Raw genomic sequence first — 18095 nt, 5'->3', positions numbered from 1 at the left:
TTCGTCCGGATCGTGAGACATCTATTTCATTTGTACGGGACCGCGAGACCGCAGATCTTCCGGCCCCTTTCCCGGGGTCGCCCTCCGGGTCACCCGACGTCGAGACGCAGGAGGTCCTCCTCCGTCTCCCGGCGGACGATCACCCGCGCCTCGCCGTCCCGTACGGCGACGACGGGCGGCCGGAGCACGTGGTTGTAGTTGCTGGCCATGGACCGGCAGTACGCGCCCGTGGCCGGTACGGCGATCAGGTCGCCCGGCGCCAGGTCGGAGGGCAGGAACGCGTCCCTGACCACGATGTCCCCGCTCTCGCAGTGCTTGCCGACGACACGGGCGAGCATCGGCTCGGCGTCGGACGCGCGGGACACGAGGGCGACGCTGTACTCGGCGTCGTACAGCGCGGTCCGGATGTTGTCCGACATGCCGCCGTCGACCGAGACGTACGTGCGCAGTCCGTCGAGCGGCTTGACCGTGCCGACCTCGTAGAGCGTGAAGGCGGTGGGGCCGACGATGGCGCGCCCGGGCTCCACGGAGATCCGGGGCGTGCGCAGCCGGGCGGCCTCGCACTCCCGCGTCACGATCTCGGTGAGCGCCTTGGCGATCTCGTGCGGCTCGCGGGGGTCGTCGTCACTGGTGTAGGCGATGCCGAGCCCGCCCCCCAGGTCGATCTCCGGCAGCTCCACGCCGTGCTCGTCCCGGATGTCCTTCAGCAGCCCGACGACACGGTGGGCGGCGACCTCGAAGCCCGACATGTCGAAGATCTGCGACCCGATGTGGGAGTGGATGCCGATCAGCTCCAGCCCGTCGAGCCGCAGCGCCCGCCGCACGGCCTCGGCGGCCTGGCCCCCGGCGAGCGGGATCCCGAACTTCTGGTCCTCGTGGGCGGTGGCGATGAACTCGTGGGTGTGCGCCTCCACGCCCACGGTGATCCGGATCTGCACGCGCTGGCGGGTGCCCAGCTCCTGGGCGATGTGGGCGACCCGCACGATCTCCTGGAAGGAGTCGAGCACGATCCGCCCCACACCGGCCTCGACGGCCCGGGTGATCTCCGCGACGGACTTGTTGTTGCCGTGGAAGGCGATGCGCTCGGCGGGCATCCCGGCGGACAGCGCGGTCGCCAGCTCACCACCGGAACACACGTCCAGGTTGAGACCCTCCTCGTCCAGCCACCGCACGACGGCCCGGGACAGGAAGGCCTTCCCGGCGTAGAAGACGTCGGCGTCCGGCCCGAACGCGGTACGCCAGGCACGCGCGCGGGACCGGAAGTCGGCCTCGTCGAGGACGTAGGCGGGAGTGCCGAACTCCTCGGCGAGCCGGCTGACGGGGATCCCGCCGACGGTGACCACGCCGTCCTCGCCGCGCGTGACGGTCTGGGCCCACACCTTCTGGTCCAGGGCGTTGAGGTCGGCGGGCGGCGCGGAGTAGTGCCCCTCGGGCAGGACGTCGGCGTGACGGGGCCCGGCGGGATGGGCGGAACGGCTCATGACGTGACTCTCAGACTCTCTGTCTCTCTCCGGGACGCATCTGCTCGCGCGCCTCAGAGGTGTTCGGGTGCGTCGATGCCGAGCAGGGACAGGCCGCCGGCCAGCACCGTCCCGGCGGCTTCGGCGAGGGCCAGCCGGGCGCGGTGGGCGGCCGAGGGTTTCTCGTCGCCGACGGGAAGCACGCAGGGCAACAAAGGCAGCACGGCATCGGCGACGGTGACGAGATGCCGGGCAAGCCGATCCGGGGCACGACGGGTGGCGGCCACGGCGAGGACGCGGGGGTGGGCGGCCAGGGGGGTCAGGAGGGGGGTGGGGGTGGTGCCGGTGGTGCTGGTCGTGCTTTCGGTGTCGGCGACGGCGCTGGCGCCGGCACTGGAACTGGAACTGGAACTGACGGTCGAGGGGGCGAGCGGGCCGGCGCTGGCGTACACCGGGGTCACCAGGGGGCCGGCATCGGCGTGCGCGAGCGTCCCGAGAAGGCTCCGGCCACCGGCGCTCGCGGAGGTGCCGAAGGGGTCGGCCGCAGCGTCCGCGGGAACCCCCGGACGGCGGACACCACCGTGCCCACGGGCACCGAAGGGCCCGGCGCCGAACTGTGCGACGAGTCCGATCGGGCCGGGCTCGGCGGAGAAACCGAGGCGGGCGGCATTGCGGCTGAGGGCACGGACACGGGCGTGCGCGTACCGCACGCGGAACAGCGGATTGCTCTCCCGCTGGACCAGGTGATCGGCGGTGATCCGGGGCCGGTCGTGCGGGGCGGGATGAAGGAGGGCCCACCGGGCGGCATCGGGCCCGAGCGGCGCGGGATCCTCCGGCGCGGGCACGGGCCGCAGATTGACGGGCTCGCCGTGCTCGACGGTGGCGCGCCCGCCCTGGGTCCCCACGAGGCGGACGACGGCGTCGGCGACGACCTCGGCCCGCACCTCGTACGGCACCCGCAGCGCGACGACCTGTCCGGCGAGGGCGTCTCCGTACCCGTACCGGGTGCCCTTCTCCCGGATCTCCCGGACCAGCCCGGCGACGGGATCGACCTGCTCGTCGAGGCTGATGTTGAGAAACCCGGGCCCGGTGACGACGACGTCCCGGATGCCCTCGGCCTCGGCCAGCCGGGCACGCAGGATCCCGGCGACCCGCAACGCCGGCTGCCCGGCCGGCCGGGCGAGCTGGAGCGCGATGGTGGTGGAGAAGTCCCCGCACCCCCCGGGCCCCGGCTCGGTCACCACGGCCCGCTCGGGCACGGTCACACTCAGCTCCCCGTCATCGACAGCACGACGCACCGCGTGCAACACGGTGCGGGACAGCTCGACGGGGGTCACGGGACAAGCGTAGGGGAGGAGGGGGGTGGGTAGGCGAGGCGGTTATGGCTGGGCGGGGGTGGCCGGGGGTGGTGGGGGCGTGGGGAGGTTGTCCTTACGTGGGGCGGACCAGGGGTGGGGGCGCGAGGCGGCTATCCCTAGGTGGGGCGGACCAGGGGGGTGGGGGCGCGAGGTGGTTGTGCTTACCCGGGGCGGACCGGGGGGTGGGTGAGCGAGGCGGCTGTCCCTACGCGGGGCCGACCTGCCCTCCGACCTGCCCTCCGAGGGACATGCCACGTGGCAGGCCGCTGGAGAGGCGTCCGTCGGAGAGGCCCCCGTCGCGGGAGATGTGGCCGTCGGGCGCCTCGGAAGTGCTGCCGTTGCCGGAGTCTTCGGAGGAGCTGCCGGTATGAGTGGAGCCCGCCTCACGATCGGTCTCTCCTTCACCACCCCCGCCCCGATCTCCGCCACCGGGAGCTCCCCCACCGGAATCCCCACCGCTGCGATCTTCCCGGCACTCCCCGGACCCCCCTGTTCCCCCCGGGCCCCCTGGTGCACCGGGCCTGCCGAACCCCTCACGCCCTCCCTCTCCCCCATGCCCGGTCCGCCGCTCCATGAGCTGCTTGACGAGCCGTACGAGCTCCGAGGGCTCGAAGGGCTTGGAGAGGAAGGCGTCCACGCCGACATCGAGGCCGGTCTCGACCTCGTACTGCGAACACGCGCTGATGATGGCGAGGGGCAGGTGGTGCGTACGGGGATCGGCCCGGAGCCGGGCGGCGGTGCGGAGCCCGTCCAGCCGGGGCATGACGACGTCGAGCGTCACGACGTCGGGCCGCACCTCGTGCACCACGTCCAGACACTCGGCACCATCGGCCGCGGTCACGACCTCTAGCCCTTCCAGTTCGAGGTTGACCCTGATCAGCTGCCGGATGACCTTGTTGTCGTCCACAACAAGCACCCGACCCGAAGCGCCTGGCACAAGTCGAGAGTAGGTCCGGACCGGCCGCCGCGTCCGGGTTTTCCCCACTTCCACCCCGTACAGGGGACCCGCCGGCCCCCACCCGGGGAAACGGGTTCCTGATCACCCCGCCGGACCTGCTAATGTTCTACCCGTCGCCGCAAGCGAGACGCTCAGCGCCCGACACGCCCCCGTAGCTCAGGGGATAGAGCAACGGCCTCCGGAGCCGTGTGCGCAGGTTCGAATCCTGCCGGGGGCACACTGTGTAAGTGTGTCCAAGACCCCGTCACCAGCGGAAACGCTGAGGCCGGGGTCTTCGCGTATGTGCAGGCGTATGCCGCCCGGAGCGGCCGTATGCCGGGGTCTGTGGACGAGGCGTGGACGGGATCTTGGAGCATCGCCGCAGGTGAGCACACAGAATCTCGGCGGCGGCACCGACATCGGGCGTCCGCCTCAACGGCCGTAGCCGCGGCTCACGTCTTGCCGGCACCGCGCCTTGCAACCCCTCCGCGCAGGGACAATCCGGCTCCTCGCCTCACAACCCTGAACGCCGCGAGATACTGCCGCTCTGGCTCAGCGCGTCGCGATCACCAGGGGGGCTCCGATGTCAGACCAGGCACAGCGTCCACTCCGCCCCGACGACAAGGCGGAACTGGCTCGCTTTCACAACGGCGACACCTTGGACAACATCCCGGTCATCCGTATCCCTCAGGCCCGTCCTAACGGGTCATCCAGTGCCCGGTGGGTTGCTCTAGTCGCCTGCGTAGGCGTCCTTGGTGGACTAGCCGGGGCAGGGGTTGCATATTTTTCCGAAGACCATGACGGGAACGCGAGCGCACACGCTCCTGGGACGTCTGTGAGCGCACCTGAAACGAAGGGCGTGGCACTACCTGCCTCGCCCACATCGAGTCCGTCGACACCCACACAGGCAGCTTCCACTCTGGGTACGGTGACGCAAGCGACCTTGGAACAGGTACGGATCATCCAGACGCCGCCCACTGGCGGTGACCCGGGGTCCACCTTCTGCCTCGTGTATACCGGCAGCTCATCCGGAACCGAGCGAGAAGCGATCTTGCTGATGAACGCCCCTGGTTACCAATGCCAGGACTTGCTCCCGTACGACGGCATCAACTCCCCCTTCTCCACCGAAGCGCCGAACTGCCAGCCGCCGTCGAGAGAAGCTGTACTGAGCTTCGCTGAAACGGGCGGATGGGATGAAGACTTGATGTACACCTGCCTGACTAAAAATCATGGGGCCTGATCAGAACGGGTGGAGTTGAGGCCGGCACCTTGGTGAGGCGCACGGCCTCAAGCTCGGTTCCAAGCCTGACGATGGCGAGCAACGCCGTACACCTGCTCCACCTGGTCGGCTGTAAGAACCCCGGAGAGCGGCGCGAGTGCCGATACCTGACGCTCCTGGTACACCCGAACATCGAGCTGCGTAGCGACCACCTTCAGCTCGGTGACACCCACGAAGACGAGCACCGGCTCCACCGGTACCGGGAAGTCGCAATAGCGCTCAAGCAGTCGGGCGACCCGCTTGGCCTCTGCCCGGCTCTTGCGTGCGTAGGGCGCCGGCTTCCCGTGATCGACTTTCACGGAATCGTCCCCGACCCATACGGCCCGCTTGTGGTGGTGCTTCGTATTGATGCTGAACACTCCCCCAGGCCCGATCAGTAAGTGATCGATATCCACTTTGTTGGCCAAGGGAACGGAGTGCAGGACGCGCCAGCCGTGGCGCCCCAAGCGGTTCAACTCGGCTCCCACTCGCCGCTCCCCCGCCAATCCCTTTCGCCAGGAGTCCCATTCCGAGGGCCGCCGCAGAAGCCGTGAAACGACTCGCTCCATCAGCCCCGGGCCGGATTCGGCGAGCAGATCACGCAACGCCTGCCCGGGAGGGTTGACGGCCAGGTCGTCGGCCGGCGTCAGAGGCGGCAGCATCGGACGCGCCTGAACCTCCGGCGCCCTGTCTGGCGGGACAGGCTCGGTGAGGTTCTGTAAGTGCTTCGTGAGCACGGCGATCACGTCGTCACGACACTCGGCCCGCAAAACCGTGATGTCCCTCGTCGTGACGTCCGCCCAACCGACCGCGGTGCCATCAGGCAGGTTGGCGTACAGACGATCATGCCAGTACCGCTTCCAGCGCGTGACGTGCAGTTCCACAAGGCCCCCCTGTACTCCCGCGTTGACGTTGCAGATATGCCAGCAGCAAGCGAGACGAGGCCACAAGACCGCAGGGTACGCAGCTCGACTCAGCACGCCCTTTCCGAACGACGCATCGGCGCAGGTAGGAACAAAACGAGGGAGGCCCCAGGCGGCATGCCTGAGGCCTCAGTGAGGGTGCAGGTTGTCTCACTCGTACTCGCGGAGCAGGTCCTCGATGCGCCGGTTGGCGACGTCCTGCCGTCCGTCGAGGCACTTCGCGTACCTGGTCAGCAGGACCTCAACGCTGTTGCCGGCGCGCTCGGCAACCTCGGTGGGATCCACCCCCGCATTGAGCCACGTCGACAGCGCCGAGTGCCGAAGGTCGTACGGCCTGCTCGCAAGTGGCGAGGCCGCGACAGCCGGCGGAAGCGCCAGGAGCCGAGCCTCCTGCCACACGCGGTAATAGGTCGAGGACGGGACGATCGAACCCTTCTCGCTGAAGAAGAGCCGCCCGTCTTCCGCCGTGCCGAACGTGGCCAAGTGCTCCCGCAGCACGGCAACAAGCTGGGGCGGGATGGGCACACGCCGAACGTCCTCAGTCGGTCGGTTCTTGAGCCCGCGGTCGTCGTGGGTCTCCCCCGAGTCCGTCCACTGCTTGCCGACCGAAGGACGGGTCCGGTGGAGCAGCGCCGATCCCCAGCCTTGCTCAGGGAGGACAAGGTCAGTCTCGACCAGGCCGACCGCCTCAGCGGGCCGGAGGCCACCGAAGTACATAGCCGCGAACAGCCCGACGAGGCGCCGGCCGCGAGCACGCCGGTAGCCGCCGACGTAGGACACTGCCGCCAGCAGATCGCGGGCCTGTTCCGGGTTCGCGACAACGCGCGGATCGACCTGGTTCGAGACCTTGGGCTTCTGCCAGCGAACCGCCGTGATCGGATTCTCTCGCAGCTCCCCCAGGTCGACCGCGTAGTTCGCAGCGTTGACGAGGGTCCGCCGCTTCCGCCGCACGGTCTCGGCAGCTGCCGCGGTGCCGTCGAGCTTGAGCTTCAGCCCGTCGAGCACCGCACGGGCCGTTGCCGGTTCAGCGAGGTCCGCAAGCGGCCGGGAAGCCTTCGCTACCCAGTGCAGGACGTTCCGGACACTGTCCGGGACTTCCCGGTCGTCGGGGCCTGGCAGCACGAAGGCCCAGTTACGTAAGGCCTTGCGGATCTCCTCGTCGGACGGTCGCCCTGCGCGCTCCGCGAGCAGTTCCATGGTCACGCTGGTCAGAGATTCATTGATGCCGTCTCGCGTATTGGGTGCAGCGTGCGGCCACTTCATTGCGAGATACCTGAGGGCGAAGTCATACCAGGACAATGGCGACTTCTTCTCTTCCATTGAAGCCGGAAGACCAGTTTCCGTGTCGAACTCTTCGCCGCCCCGCATGGCACTCATAAGCTTCGCTCGGTAGTGATCAGCGAGCGCCTTGGTGCGGAACGAGTCAGAGAAGACGTTGCCCGCGACGGACCAGCGGACGCCGTAAGAAGGCGTCTTGGTGTCCCGCTTGCGTACGCCCCAGACCTTGACGTCGAGAGACTTCACGCCGCCTCCTCCAGCTGCCGTAGCCACGAGGTGAAATCACTGCGCCAGACCCGAAGCTCACCGTTGGGGAGCTTGAAAGCGGCTGGCCCCAACCCCAGCTCACGCCAGCGGTAGAACGTCCGGCGAGAAACGCCGCCCAGTTCGTCCAAGACTTGGCGAACGGTCATCAGCTCGTCGCGGCGGGCGTCCATGTCGGCTCTCCTTCCGTTCCAGGGGCAGGTTCGAGTGATGTGGTGAGCCAGGCTTCGGCGCGGGAGAGGCCGGTACCGGCGAAGACCCAGTGGGCGAGGACGAGGGTGGTTTCGCCGTCCTGCGGGACAACTGGAGCGCTCTGGGCGCGGCGCCATTCGGCACGGGCGTCACGGAGGGCGCCGAGGGTGGTGGAGTAGCGACGGGACTTGGTGGAGAAGTGGCCGCGGAAGCCGAGCATGTGCGCCCAGGGACGGAGGCGGAGGTCTGCCAGCTCGGGGCGTGCGCCGAGGGTCCAAGCGGTACGGATCATGCGCCGGGCGTGTTCGGTGATCCGGGCTTGGGCCAGTTCGGCGAGGAACCGGATCGGCCGGTCGAGGGTGCCGGTCGCGGTCTCGGCGCCCTTGGTGGCGTACTTGGCGATGTAGGCCGCGACGGCTCGCTCGGTCAGCTCCTGGCCGTCGTTGAAGTCGGCGGAGCGGATCGGGCGGACGTCGAGCTGGCGGCCGAAGACGAACGCGTGCGACCGGCCATCGATCTCCGGTCCGTCGACGCGTGCGGCAGCGGCAGCCGCACCGATGGCGTCCGTCAGCAGCTCGGTGGTGGCCCAGGCCGGTGGAGGCGTGTCGCCGCCTTCCGGGCCGTCGAGGCGGATGACGGCGTGGAAGTGGACGGCGCCCCGCTTCTGGTACTCGGCGACCTTGGCGAACGAGATCCGGGCGTGATCGCAGAAGGCGCGTTGGGTGAGGCCGGCGCGCTTGGCGACCTCGCGGCGGAGGTAGATCGAGAAGCGCCGCCACAAGGCTCCGGCGTGCGCGTTCCAGAGCACGGCCGCTTCGTAGTCGTAAGTGTCCGGGTCGAGAGGCGAGCCCAGGGCGGGATCCGTCTCGTCGTGCCGGAGGCCGCAGCGGCAGTCACGTCCGCCGGAGGGGCGGTTGTGGACCGGGCCGAAGCCGGGGGCGGTGAAGGTGGCGAAGACACGGGGATGGGTGCCGACCTGTTCCGGGGTGCCCTTGCCGCCCCGGAGACCGGCGGTGATCAGGTGGAAGGTGTCGCGGCGGTAGGTCTCGGCGCAGGCGACACAGCGGGTGGCGCGGCGGTTGTTGCAGCGGACGAGGAGCTGACCGGCGGGCAGGGCGCTGGAATCGAGATGGTGCAGGAGGCTGCCGATCTCGCCGGTCGTGGTGTCGACCTGGTACTCGGAGCGGTGGCCGTCGAGGCGGACAGGGTTGGTGCAGCCACCCAGGCCGGAGAGTTGGCGTGCCAGCTCGGGCATGGTGCCGAGTGAGGCCAGCATCGAGAGTTCCGCCAGCGGGGGCGGAGTCTGCCGGGTGATGATGGGACTTCCTTTCGGCTGTTTCTGCGGTCGGGAGGGACGGCCCCGGGGCGACGGGATGCTTGGCGGCGTTGGTGTCGCCCCGGGGCCGGTCAGCGCTTGTGCGCGTTGCTGACGAGGGAGCGCAGGACCACGGCGGCGATGGCCACGGAGACGGCCGAGATGGCGACCGCGGCCAGGAGCGCGGTGAGCACGATGCCGACGACGACCACGGCGGCCACGGCTCCGGCGCCGATGCCCACGTACGGGGCGACCGGACGGCCGGCGGAGGGAGCCGGAGCCTGGATCTGCTGAGACGTGGGGATCGTGGTCGGCAGGGTCGGGACGTCGGGGAGCTTGGGGCGCAGCATGGCGGACTCCTTGTCACTTGTGGGTGCCGTTGACGACGTCGACGCCGGCGCGGGTGCCGGACTCGATGGCGGGGGCGAGGAAGGTGTGCGAGAGCCAGAAGCCGAACAGGGCGATCACGACGGCGACCCAGAGGCGGACGCCGAGGAACTTGATCGCGGCCCAGGCGATGACGCCCAGGACGAAGACGAGCGGGAGCGAGACGGTCACAGGGGTCTCCTCAGCGGGCGGCGCAGCGGTGGGTGCGGGCGGCCAGTTCGGCGGCGGCGCGGCTGTCGTAGTCGGTCGAGAAGCCGCAGCGCGGGGCCGTACATGCGGCGGTGTGCTTCTCGCGGCCCCGGCCGTCGTAGTACGTGCCGACCTGGACAGGGCCGATACGGACGACGTTGCGGAAGCGCGGGTTGGCGGGCATGAGGGCTCCTCTCAGAGCTGTGCGGCGATGGCCTCGGCCAGTGGCGCCGGGACGCCGAGCCGAGCGCGGAGAGTTGAGGTGTCGATGACCGACCCGGTCCGGGCACGGTGTTCGGCGGCGACCTTGCGGGCATGAGCGACGAGGGCGGCCGGTACCGGTACGGGCGGAAGTTCCGGCTGCGCCTCGATGACGGGCTCACCGTCCTGGTCCTCGGCATCAGCAGTTGCCCTCGGTGCCGAGTGCGCGAGGAGCGTTCCTCCGAGGAAGGCAACCGCAGGCCAGCCGGCGACGAGGATGCGCAGCCAGGCCGGAACGTCGCCGAGGTCGAGGAGACCGGCGGTGGCGACGTTGGCGCCCAAGGACGCAGTGAGGGCGACGACGAACCAGCACCAGGCCGCCGTCTTTGTGACGCCGGAGCGCAGTCGACGCCAGGCAGCGACCAGGAGCAGGTCGACGGAGACGGGGTAGGCCCACGCCTTCCACCCGTCCTGCCCGGCCGCCGAGGCGACGTCATGCAGGTGGGCAAAGGACAGGGCGGCGGCGATGAGCGCCTGGACGAGCACCGCGTCTACGCGGGCAAGCTGGGCGCGCATGATGCGGCTCCTTCCGATTTCGGACGTGCCGGGGTAGGGACACGGCGCGAGATGGGCACGCCGGCCGGGGGGAAGTGGGTCAGTCCGTCGCCGGATGCGCACAAACCACCGGAGTGGCTGTCACGACCTGCTGCGCGGGGGCGTAGGGCCGGAAGCGCCTCAGCGCAGGCACAGCGGGGACCAGGTGTGCCGACTCCCGACAGACCTGGGCAGCGTCGGCGAGGGAGAGGTACGGCGTGCGGATACGGGACCAGCCGCCGGAGGTGTCACCTGCCACGGCCAGGCCGGGCCGTTCGGGGGCGATGGAGCAGGCGGCCATGACCGCTTCGGGAGCGATGTCGCCGAGAGCCATCTTTGCGGAGGCTTCGTCGTTGACACGGTGGCACACACGGCCTGTGAGCTGGGCGCGAAGCATGGTTGCGCCTTTGCCGAGTTCGGCGCCGAAGCGCTGCCCGCAGACCTCCAGATAGATGCCGGCCGCGCGGCCGAGCTGAGCGAGCCGGATGAGCTGGGTGACCATCTCGTCCCGCCGCTCTTCATCCTTCTTCGTGGCGACGAGGAAGAGTTCGGCAACCTCGTCCACGAACAGCACGATCGGCACGGGACGTTCGCTGTCGGGCAGGCCCCAGATGTCGGAGGTGATCTCCTCGTCCGGGGTGCTCGGCACGATGCCCTGCCGGGCTTTGATCAGGTCGTACCGGTCTTCCATTTCCTTGACCAGCACGGGCAGCAGCTCGGCCGCCTGCTCCGGGTCGGTTGCCAGCGCGGAGAGCCGGGCGGCGAACGGCGCCAGCTCGACACCGCGCTTGCAGTCGATACCGACCAGGGCGACTGGCTGAGGGGCGAGTCCAGCCACCAGGTGCCGTAGGTACATGGACTTCCCGGACAGGGTGGCGCCGAGGGTGAGTTGGTGGGGAATGGCGCGGTAGTCGCGGACGAACGCGGTCGCATCCTCCCTCAGGGCCACCGGCACCCGGAGAAGCCCACCGCCGCTTCGTCGAGGCATCCGCACCTTCCGCAGGACGTCGAAGCCGACGAGCCGGAGTTCCACGACACCCGGCTTGACGTCCCGCACGTACACGGCGTGGACGCCCCAAACGTGCCGTAGTCGCTCCGCCGAGGCGGCGACGTCCGCCGGTTCCTGGCCGGGAGCCAGCCGCAGCCGGAGCCGCAAGCCCGTCGACGTGGGCCGGATGATGCCTCGCCGCGGAGGCACGGGCCGAACCTCACGTCGAGTCGTTGCCCTCACGGCGAGGGCCCGCAGCCTGGAAGGCTGCACCGTCAGCCCACACGCCTCCATGACGGAGCCGTACGAGCCCAGGAGCCGGGCCGTCGATAACGGCAGGCCGACCGTGGACCAGTAGACGCCCGGGTGACGAGTCCGGGCGTAGGCGGCCCCGCCGCCGAGTGCGGCGAGGGGACCACCCACCTCCAACAGCGTCATCCAGTCCGACATCAGGCGGAGGCCCCGACTGCTGCCGGGAAGGCGGCCGGCGCGACCGCAGCCGCCCGGTAGGCGATGCCGTGACGCTGCTGGCCGTTGAAAACGGTCTCCCACGGCCGGGCCACCAGGCCCACCAGCGAGACCGGGGAGCCGAGGGACAGTCCCTCGGTGATGCCGCTCTCCGGAACGGTGACCTTGATGAGCGAGGACTCCCCGTCCTCGATGTAGACGACGCCGATGGTCATCAGCGCCTCACCGGTGTTCGCATCCTTGGCGATCTCACCGGTCTGCCGGTCGCGGACCTTGGGCTCCGGAGCCTCGGTGAGCAGGATTGTCGCCGCCGACGTCTCCACACGGATTACACGCACAGAACTGCTCTCCCTTGCGTCGCACCGTAGGCACGGTGCATTCAGTGATGAATGACTACGCAACGGGAGGTTGACCTCATACCGACTGGGCGCGATACGCTCCAAGAGCGTTGATGCCAAAGACGCACCCGGCCTGAGTGGGCTGCCTCCCGCTCAGGCCACATCTGCTTTCTGTGGCCCTTTCACTCACGCGCCGGTGCAGGTCTGCCTTCCTGCTCCGGCCCGTTCGCATGCCCGCACGCCAACTCCGCTGGACGCGAAGGAGCGTGCCGACGCCAACCACAGTAACCCGTACTCCAAGTACTGTCTAGTACTTCAGGTACCAGTCCGTACTTCGTGTACGCCCAACTCTCCTGCCAGGGCTCGCAGCTCCTCGGACGGGGGCTGGCTCATGGTCAGAAGGTCCGCCACGAGCTGCTTGACCATCGGCAAGGACCGCACCATCTCGGGCGACTGTTCCCGCGCCTTCAGCAGCGCTGATACGGCGTCAGCAACCTGACGCCGCTGGGCGTACGCCCTGGCCACATCGATCTGGAACCGTGTCTGCCGCTCTGCGGACAGCCCCGACGCGTCAACTGCCTGCGCGGCCCGAAGGGCGACACCGGCGTCTCCGAGGTCGACCGCGACCGACACCTCGTGCAAACCGACGTTCGTGGGCCCGAATTCGGTGTTGTAGTCGTTGCGCCCATCACCGACCTGCTCGGCCATGGCACGAGCATCGCGAAGGAAGCCGTACGCCTCATCAGCCAGGTTCAGCCGAGCGGCGGCGACCGCCCGTTGCAACGTCAGGGCGCCCCGCAGCGCCACCGCCTCGATATGCCCGGACTCCGCGAGGGGTTGCAAGGCGTCGGCCGCACTGCCCGACGCTTGAGCCGCCTGCTCGAAGTGACGCGCACCGAGGAAGACGATGGAGAGCCGGAACTCGCCGGCCGCCATCAGCAGCGGATCACCGGCTCGCTCGGCGGCGACAACGGCACGGTCAACGGCGATCCAGGCCGCCTCAGGCTCCCCCAGGTTCGCGAGCGCCCCGCTGCACGTGTGATACATGACCGCGAGCAACCGGAAGAGTTCGGGACGCTCGGCCTCTGACACCGAGCGGGTAGCCGACTCCAGCCGAGGAACGAGCCCTTCGAGCAGCTCGGCCAAGTCGGCGTAGTTGCCTTGATGCGTCAGCGACCAGGCACGGTCGACCTCGGCGCGGAGTGCCGGCACATCCGGGGATGCGTCCTGCCGACCGAGGATCGCCTTGAGCGAGTGCGCTGAACTCAGCACCAGTCGCAGCCGACTCGCACCCGGTGGCTCGCCTTCGGCCACGGACGCAACGATGGGGGCCTCGGCCGCCAACTCGGCGATCGGCACCTCCAGCACCTCGGCAACCTTCTCCAGCACGGTCATCCGGTCGATGCGTCGTACGCCCCGCTCCACCTGGGACACCCACGCTTCCGATCGCCCGAGGAGACCGGCGAACTCCTTCTGCGACAGCCCGCGCCGCTTGCGGTGGAAGGCGATCTTGCGACCTAGCGCCTTTTGATACTCAGTGTTCAACGTCCACACCCTTGCCGGACACGAAGTCCAGACGGTCGACCTCTGTGGCGGAAAGGTACTGGTCCCGCTCGGAGAGGAAGGCCCGCACGTAGTCCTTCGACTCGTGCTCCTCGAAGGCGCCCTTGTCCCGGTACAGCTCGTAGAACACGCGCTCCAAGGGACGTCCGTCAACGCGGTGCACCGTGTAGATCACCGTCCCGGGCTCGTTCGCCCGGATCAGCTCGCCAGTCCGTGCCACAAGGTCATCGAACGCCGCCGCCGACGCCTCGTCCTTGCAGGTGAAGCGCACCATCAGTCCGAACATGCGAGGTCCTCTCTCCATCGGCTTCCAGGCCAGCACCAGACCACCCGGCGAACGCTATGCGCCGACCGCTCGCACGAAAAGTACGAACCCGCACTCTTAGTACGCGCACATTCGGTACGGTGCTAGTACTAATTGTACGGCTCTGCATGGTCCGTGTCAGCCGGTCGCCCCCGATGGCACGGAAGACAGCAGGTCACCGCCATGGAGGACGCCATGCCCACCCACGGACGCACCTTCCCTGGGCACCCCCAAGAACTCAGCACCGCGCGCCGCTGGACCCGAGCCACCTTGAACGGCCACCCGCGCTCCGAGGACGCCGAGCTGATCGTCACCGAACTCGGCACCAATGCCGTCACACACACCGCCAGCGGCGAGGGCGCCGGCGCCTTCCGCGTCAGCCTCACCATCTCCGATCGGGTGCTCACGATCGCGGTGACCGACTGCGGCCACACGAAGACCACGCCCGAGGTCCAGGACCCACCGCTCAACGCGACGCACGGCCGCGGGCTCGTCCTGGTCACCTCTCTCGCCGACAGCGTCACAGTCCAGGGGGACGAGTCCGGCCGAACGGTCACCGCGGAACTCGGTGTCCACGTGGATCCGGGAGTCGGCGCCGCGTTCCTGAACGCCGAGCGGGACCCCCATGACGCACCGCAGACATCTCAGAGCGACGACGGCAGCTCCAAGGCCACGGCAGGAGGCCACCCGTGCTGATGAAGGGGGCCCGACGCGGCTACTGGTGCGAATGCTGGACGGAGGACCTCACCGAGCAGCGAGGGCCGGCGCTACTGGCATCCTTCGACGCCTACGCAGCTCCGCAGGCGGACCGGTGGGTAGCGGTCACTCTCCGAACGATCTCATCGGCCCTCGACGCAGACGCGTCGGACGCTGCATGGCAGTGGCTGTACGACGGCCGCATCGAGACTAGGCGTGCGCTGCTCCGCTCCGAGCCTTGCACGGTGTCGGTGACCCACGAGGACATCCGCATCACGTGGACCATCCGACCGGTGATCTTCTTGCCGCTCTTGCACCGTCAGGGCGCCGAACTCCCGAACTGCGCTCATGACTTCAAGCCCCGGAAGCCCGACTGAGTTACAACTTTCTCTACGGGTTCAAGGCGGCTCGCTCCGCTCACCGCGCGCGGCCCGGCCCCCGGCCGGGCCTGCGCTCCTGTCTCCGCCCCGCTCCAGCCCAGCCGGCGCCCGTGCCGCGCGCACGACGATCACCCAGCTGACGTTGGTGAAGGGCTACGTCGTAGCTGGGGTGTTCGGCTTTGTCAAATATCCTCGCGAGTCACCCGCAGCGTCTTCATCATGCGGGCGACATCTTGCATTTCTTCAATCAGACTCACTCCCGAGTCGGATTCCTCCATCCGGTTCACACGGTATTCCCTAACGTCATAATCGGAGTCGATGTCTGGCATCTTATTCACGGCTTCACGGTAGCCAGGAAAAGTCTCTTCGGGGTTTTCGAGACTGCCAGCATAGGCCAGGATTCTCTCCATAACGGAATGGTCAATCATCGAATCAGGCCCCTCTTCTGCCCAAGCCTCAATCGCGTCTTCGGCATACCATATAGCCACGTCCTCAAGGTTCTGCATATCAGAGTCTGGAACGAAGTCCGATAGGCTTTCGAGGAAACTCCTGGCTGCTTCAATCAACTCCCAGGACGAAAGATCAGCCGTCGCCCACTCAACTGCGAATTCAACGACATCCGCAACAATTCCCCTCAGTGACTCCCTCTTCGACTCCTGCAGGAAGTGAATTATGTCGATAATGTCCTGCGAATCATAAGCGTTGAGGATGGCGTCACCCTCGACAAGCACCCCGTAGGCGCACGTTTGGATCGGCTCCGAGTTTAGAGTTTCCCCAAGCGCTAGATAGACCCTGGCGCGATGTGCGAGATCGAAGCTGGGATTTACGCCGTCGTTACGAAGGCCTGGAGAATTGAACGCCTTCACTGCTACACACTCAAGGTCGTTCAAGTTGCGTACGCAGAACTTCCGAACCTCCTCTCGCTCATTAACCATGACCAAGAGCGTCTCGACTTGTTCGAAATGAGAAAAACACTTGATTAGCCCTAGGAGACTCGCCTGATCTTCTAGGAGGTATTCCCTCATGAAGTCACGAACCGACGGGTTGTGGAATGCCAGGAAGATCCTATCGGATTTTAGATAAGTCCCGAGCATCGTACCTTCGAGTGTACTGATGGCCTTTCGGAGATCTCGCGCATTCCGATTCAGGGAAGCCCACAGATCTTGCATGTCACCTAGATAGACACCGCCAATAAATGAGTAAATCAGCCCCAGCAGATAAACATCGGATTCTTCCAGCTGATTATTTACTATATGCGACCATACGCTCCGAGGATTATTGAGGTTCATCACGATTCTATTGCCAAGATCTTCGGCCACTGAAGGGAACAGAGCGGCTTCTGAGATCGTGACCGCTACCACCCGGGGGTTAAAATTAGGATGCTGAATTATGGGCCGATAAACCCGAGGATTCGCAAATCTTGCCTTAACCTCACCACTGAGGTCGGACGCATATACGTGATTGTAAAGAATGGACCCTCTAGCGCGGTAGGTATAGTCCTCCATGTCGACCACGCACGTCTGCAATTCGAAACGATGCCTGTCCAACTTTTCATATCGCTGTCGCGCTTGAGCAAGGATGTATTCACGCGTAGTGAGGATGAACCTCTTGTTGCGCGCTTTTTCAACCCTTTCCATGAAGGAAAGCAGACGGCTATCTTCATTTTTCCCGAGCTTCTCCGCCAAAGAGGACTGCCCCAGGAAGTCATCGTAATAGAAAATCTGCGCGATGTTATCGTCCCATAGCGTGTTGGCCTCCTCAAGGTCCGCTGATACCTCAACCAGTTCGAACCCCTCACTCACGTACACTGCACAAATAACTTGAGCCAACGTCGTCTTCCCGATACCGGGAATTCCTGCAATAACGCACGAATGCCGACTATCTAGAAGGTCTAGGGCTCTCCCGTAACTCTCATTGGGGGCGTACGTACGAAGCGTGGAATCCAGCGCATCGGCAAGTTGCTGAGAGCGTGTCACAATGCTCTTTGAGAGCAAGGAACTAAGGACCGCTGTACTAGTTAGCCAGAGCCGAAGATGACGTCTGACGATATGTTCATGCTTACGCAAGAGTGCGTTTATCTCGTCGACTCCGAGGATGTCGCTTGGCGTTTTGACGTATGGGGCCAGTAGATCGTACAGCTTATCTTTGGAGTCTTTGGTGAGCTCAACGGAAGTAGCAAGAACATACCTATCCGGCTTCAGCCTTTGAACTTTGGCAAGCTCAACATTCCTGACGTATTCGATCAATTTAGCCCGCGATGAGCGCACCCAGTGCTTGCATTGAACTATGAGCTCGGATTTACCTGCATGGAAATAGCGAAGATCCACTCCCGCGTCAGCGCCTGGGGAAAATAGCTCTAGCCTCAGGCCGTATTCGGCCTCGAATATATCCTTACAAACAGCCTCAAAATCAAAATCGGTCAGTCTGGCGAGATCGAAGCTGTCCATGTCCCCTCCTGGTAGCGATACTTCTCATTATGGTGCGCTTGCGGCTCCCGCCGGGACACTTCGCCGAAACGACTCAGTCCCGCTGTGTCGTTCAAGGCAAGAGAGCCTGCCAAGTCCGCTTCGTGGCCTCTGACGGACACTCCCAAACAGACGGCACAGGTCACGGTTCGGCCGGCGCGGCGTGCTCTAGTCGACGGCGTGGCAGCGTGGCTTAGGTCGGTGGGGGTGCAGCGAGGCACACGCGCGCCTGGTCGATCGGCGCGCCCGCCATCGTGGTTGACTTTCGTCGGCTGAGGTTCGTGCCACTGCCGTGCCAGATGCGGAGGTCAGCCACGGTCAACAGGGCTGTCTCACGGTCGAGTTCTCGGCAGCCTAGCCAGGTATCGAAGCCCCAGGTCAGCGACCCCGCTCCCCCGCCGCTCTCCTTAAAGCGGTGGTTGGGTGCTCTCTCTGCTCTGGCTGTCCAAGTACTCCTCTGAGTGCACCACCGAGTACGAAGTTGTGTGCACCACAGCTCAGGCGACGTCGGTGTCCCGCTCGATGGCCTGGAGGCGG

The 18095-nt window shown here is 66.8% G+C and carries 18 protein-coding genes, 1 tRNA gene and 1 pseudogene; 4 read left to right on the top strand and 16 right to left on the bottom strand.

Annotation, left to right across the window (positions count from 1 at the left end; translation table 11 throughout):
- Positions 1–89: 89 nt before the first annotated feature.
- The 3 genes and pseudogenes from lysA to ABZV94_RS17895 form a co-directional block, all read right to left on the bottom strand.
- Positions 90–1481 (bottom strand): diaminopimelate decarboxylase, encoded by a 1392-nt coding sequence (gene lysA, locus ABZV94_RS17905; protein ID WP_356341296.1) that lies wholly within the window; start codon positions 1479–1481, stop codon positions 90–92.
- 53 nt (positions 1482–1534) lie between these two features.
- Entirely contained in the window at positions 1535–2797 is a 1263-nt protein-coding gene (nrtL, locus tag ABZV94_RS17900; RefSeq protein ID WP_356341295.1) for an ArgS-related anticodon-binding protein NrtL, read from the bottom strand.
- A 586-nt stretch (positions 2798–3383) separates the two neighbouring features.
- Positions 3384–3755, bottom strand: a pseudogene (locus ABZV94_RS17895) (response regulator); the annotation flags it as partial.
- 166 nt (positions 3756–3921) lie between these two features.
- Here ABZV94_RS17895 and ABZV94_RS17890 point away from each other — a divergent pair.
- Together ABZV94_RS17890 and ABZV94_RS17885 are read left to right on the top strand one after the other, a co-directional pair.
- Positions 3922–3993 (top strand) — tRNA-Arg (locus tag ABZV94_RS17890).
- A gap of 690 nt (positions 3994–4683) precedes the next feature.
- Positions 4684–4995, top strand: a complete 312-nt coding sequence (locus ABZV94_RS17885) for a hypothetical protein (protein WP_159048938.1) — start codon at positions 4684–4686, stop codon at positions 4993–4995.
- A gap of 47 nt (positions 4996–5042) precedes the next feature.
- On the opposite strand, the gene ABZV94_RS17880 is transcribed toward ABZV94_RS17885, so the two are convergent.
- From ABZV94_RS17880 to ABZV94_RS17825, 12 genes are all read right to left on the bottom strand, one after another.
- The gene (locus ABZV94_RS17880) at positions 5043–5897 is read right to left on the bottom strand and encodes a nuclease-related domain-containing protein (RefSeq protein ID WP_356341294.1); all 855 of its coding nucleotides are present in this window, start codon (positions 5895–5897) and stop codon (positions 5043–5045) included.
- Positions 5898–6086: 189 nt separating this feature from the next.
- Positions 6087–7460: a site-specific integrase gene (locus tag ABZV94_RS17875; RefSeq protein WP_356341293.1), complete on the bottom strand. Its 1374-nt coding sequence runs from the start codon at positions 7458–7460 to the stop codon at positions 6087–6089.
- Entirely contained in the window at positions 7457–7651 is a 195-nt protein-coding gene (locus ABZV94_RS17870) for a helix-turn-helix domain-containing protein (protein WP_074993257.1), read from the bottom strand. The genes ABZV94_RS17875 and ABZV94_RS17870 overlap by 4 nt, the downstream gene beginning before the upstream one ends.
- Complete coding sequence (locus tag ABZV94_RS17865) at positions 7627–8946, bottom strand: replication initiator (protein WP_356341292.1); 1320 nt, start codon at positions 8944–8946, stop codon at positions 7627–7629. The genes ABZV94_RS17870 and ABZV94_RS17865 overlap by 25 nt, the downstream gene beginning before the upstream one ends.
- Positions 8947–9077: 131 nt before the next feature.
- Positions 9078–9335 carry a SpdD protein gene (locus ABZV94_RS17860; protein ID WP_356341291.1) on the bottom strand — a complete coding sequence of 86 codons (258 nt, stop codon included), beginning with the start codon at positions 9333–9335 and terminating at the stop codon, positions 9078–9080.
- 13 nt (positions 9336–9348) lie between these two features.
- Entirely contained in the window at positions 9349–9543 is a 195-nt protein-coding gene (locus ABZV94_RS17855; RefSeq protein ID WP_356341290.1) for a hypothetical protein, read from the bottom strand.
- Between the two features lie 10 nt (positions 9544–9553).
- Positions 9554–9745: a mobile element transfer protein gene (locus ABZV94_RS17850; protein WP_053708302.1), complete on the bottom strand. Its 192-nt coding sequence runs from the start codon at positions 9743–9745 to the stop codon at positions 9554–9556.
- An 11-nt stretch (positions 9746–9756) separates the two neighbouring features.
- Positions 9757–10338 (bottom strand): DUF2637 domain-containing protein, encoded by a 582-nt coding sequence (locus ABZV94_RS17845; protein ID WP_356341289.1) that lies wholly within the window; start codon positions 10336–10338, stop codon positions 9757–9759.
- A gap of 79 nt (positions 10339–10417) precedes the next feature.
- A complete protein-coding gene (locus tag ABZV94_RS17840) occupies positions 10418–11794 on the bottom strand; it encodes an FtsK/SpoIIIE domain-containing protein (RefSeq protein ID WP_356341288.1) in 1377 nt (458 codons plus the stop codon).
- Entirely contained in the window at positions 11794–12150 is a 357-nt protein-coding gene (locus ABZV94_RS17835) for a hypothetical protein (RefSeq protein ID WP_356341287.1), read from the bottom strand. Before ABZV94_RS17835 ends, ABZV94_RS17840 begins: the two co-directional genes overlap by 1 nt.
- Positions 12151–12465: 315 nt before the next feature.
- A complete protein-coding gene (locus ABZV94_RS17830; protein ID WP_356341286.1) occupies positions 12466–13704 on the bottom strand; it encodes a helix-turn-helix transcriptional regulator in 1239 nt (412 codons plus the stop codon).
- Positions 13685–13999 carry an antibiotic biosynthesis monooxygenase gene (locus tag ABZV94_RS17825; RefSeq protein WP_100568071.1) on the bottom strand — a complete coding sequence of 105 codons (315 nt, stop codon included), beginning with the start codon at positions 13997–13999 and terminating at the stop codon, positions 13685–13687. Before ABZV94_RS17825 ends, ABZV94_RS17830 begins: the two co-directional genes overlap by 20 nt.
- A gap of 213 nt (positions 14000–14212) precedes the next feature.
- On the opposite strand from ABZV94_RS17825, the gene ABZV94_RS17820 reads away from it, so the two are divergent.
- Complete coding sequence (locus ABZV94_RS17820; protein WP_356341285.1) at positions 14213–14713, top strand: ATP-binding protein; 501 nt, start codon at positions 14213–14215, stop codon at positions 14711–14713.
- Positions 14713–15090, top strand: coding sequence for a hypothetical protein (locus ABZV94_RS17815; RefSeq protein ID WP_356341323.1), 378 nt, complete (start codon positions 14713–14715; stop codon positions 15088–15090). The genes ABZV94_RS17820 and ABZV94_RS17815 overlap by 1 nt, the downstream gene beginning before the upstream one ends.
- Before the next feature lie 185 nt (positions 15091–15275).
- Here the strand turns inward: ABZV94_RS17815 and ABZV94_RS17810 are convergent, their stop codons facing one another.
- Positions 15276–17540, bottom strand: coding sequence for a restriction endonuclease (locus ABZV94_RS17810; RefSeq protein ID WP_356341284.1), 2265 nt, complete (start codon positions 17538–17540; stop codon positions 15276–15278).
- Positions 17541–18095: the final 555 nt, after the last annotated feature.

It is taken from the genome of Streptomyces sp. NPDC004658 (assembly GCF_040609555.1).
GTDB lineage: Bacteria > Actinomycetota > Actinomycetes > Streptomycetales > Streptomycetaceae > Streptomyces.
Note: the sequence above shows the minus strand (reverse complement) of the source record. Positions and strands in the feature narration are given on the sequence as shown.

Bases quoted from the DNA above. Each gene is read 5' to 3' on its own strand.
- lysA (WP_356341296.1), bottom strand. From the start codon at position 1,481: ATGAGCCGTTCCGCCCATCCCGCCGGGCCCCGTCACGCCGACGTCCTG.
- ABZV94_RS17870 (WP_074993257.1), bottom strand. From the start codon at position 7,651: ATGGACGCCCGCCGCGACGAGCTGATGACCGTTCGCCAAGTCTTGGAC.
- ABZV94_RS17865 (WP_356341292.1), bottom strand. From the start codon at position 8,946: ATGCTGGCCTCACTCGGCACCATGCCCGAGCTGGCACGCCAACTCTCC.
- ABZV94_RS17860 (WP_356341291.1), bottom strand. From the start codon at position 9,335: ATGCTGCGCCCCAAGCTCCCCGACGTCCCGACCCTGCCGACCACGATC.
- ABZV94_RS17850 (WP_053708302.1), bottom strand. From the start codon at position 9,745: ATGCCCGCCAACCCGCGCTTCCGCAACGTCGTCCGTATCGGCCCTGTC.
- ABZV94_RS17845 (WP_356341289.1), bottom strand. From the start codon at position 10,338: ATGCGCGCCCAGCTTGCCCGCGTAGACGCGGTGCTCGTCCAGGCGCTC.
- ABZV94_RS17840 (WP_356341288.1), bottom strand. From the start codon at position 11,794: ATGTCGGACTGGATGACGCTGTTGGAGGTGGGTGGTCCCCTCGCCGCA.
- ABZV94_RS17825 (WP_100568071.1), bottom strand. From the start codon at position 13,999: ATGTTCGGACTGATGGTGCGCTTCACCTGCAAGGACGAGGCGTCGGCG.
- ABZV94_RS17820 (WP_356341285.1), top strand. From the start codon at position 14,213: ATGCCCACCCACGGACGCACCTTCCCTGGGCACCCCCAAGAACTCAGC.
- ABZV94_RS17815 (WP_356341323.1), top strand. From the start codon at position 14,713: ATGAAGGGGGCCCGACGCGGCTACTGGTGCGAATGCTGGACGGAGGAC.
- ABZV94_RS17810 (WP_356341284.1), bottom strand. From the start codon at position 17,540: ATGGACAGCTTCGATCTCGCCAGACTGACCGATTTTGATTTTGAGGCT.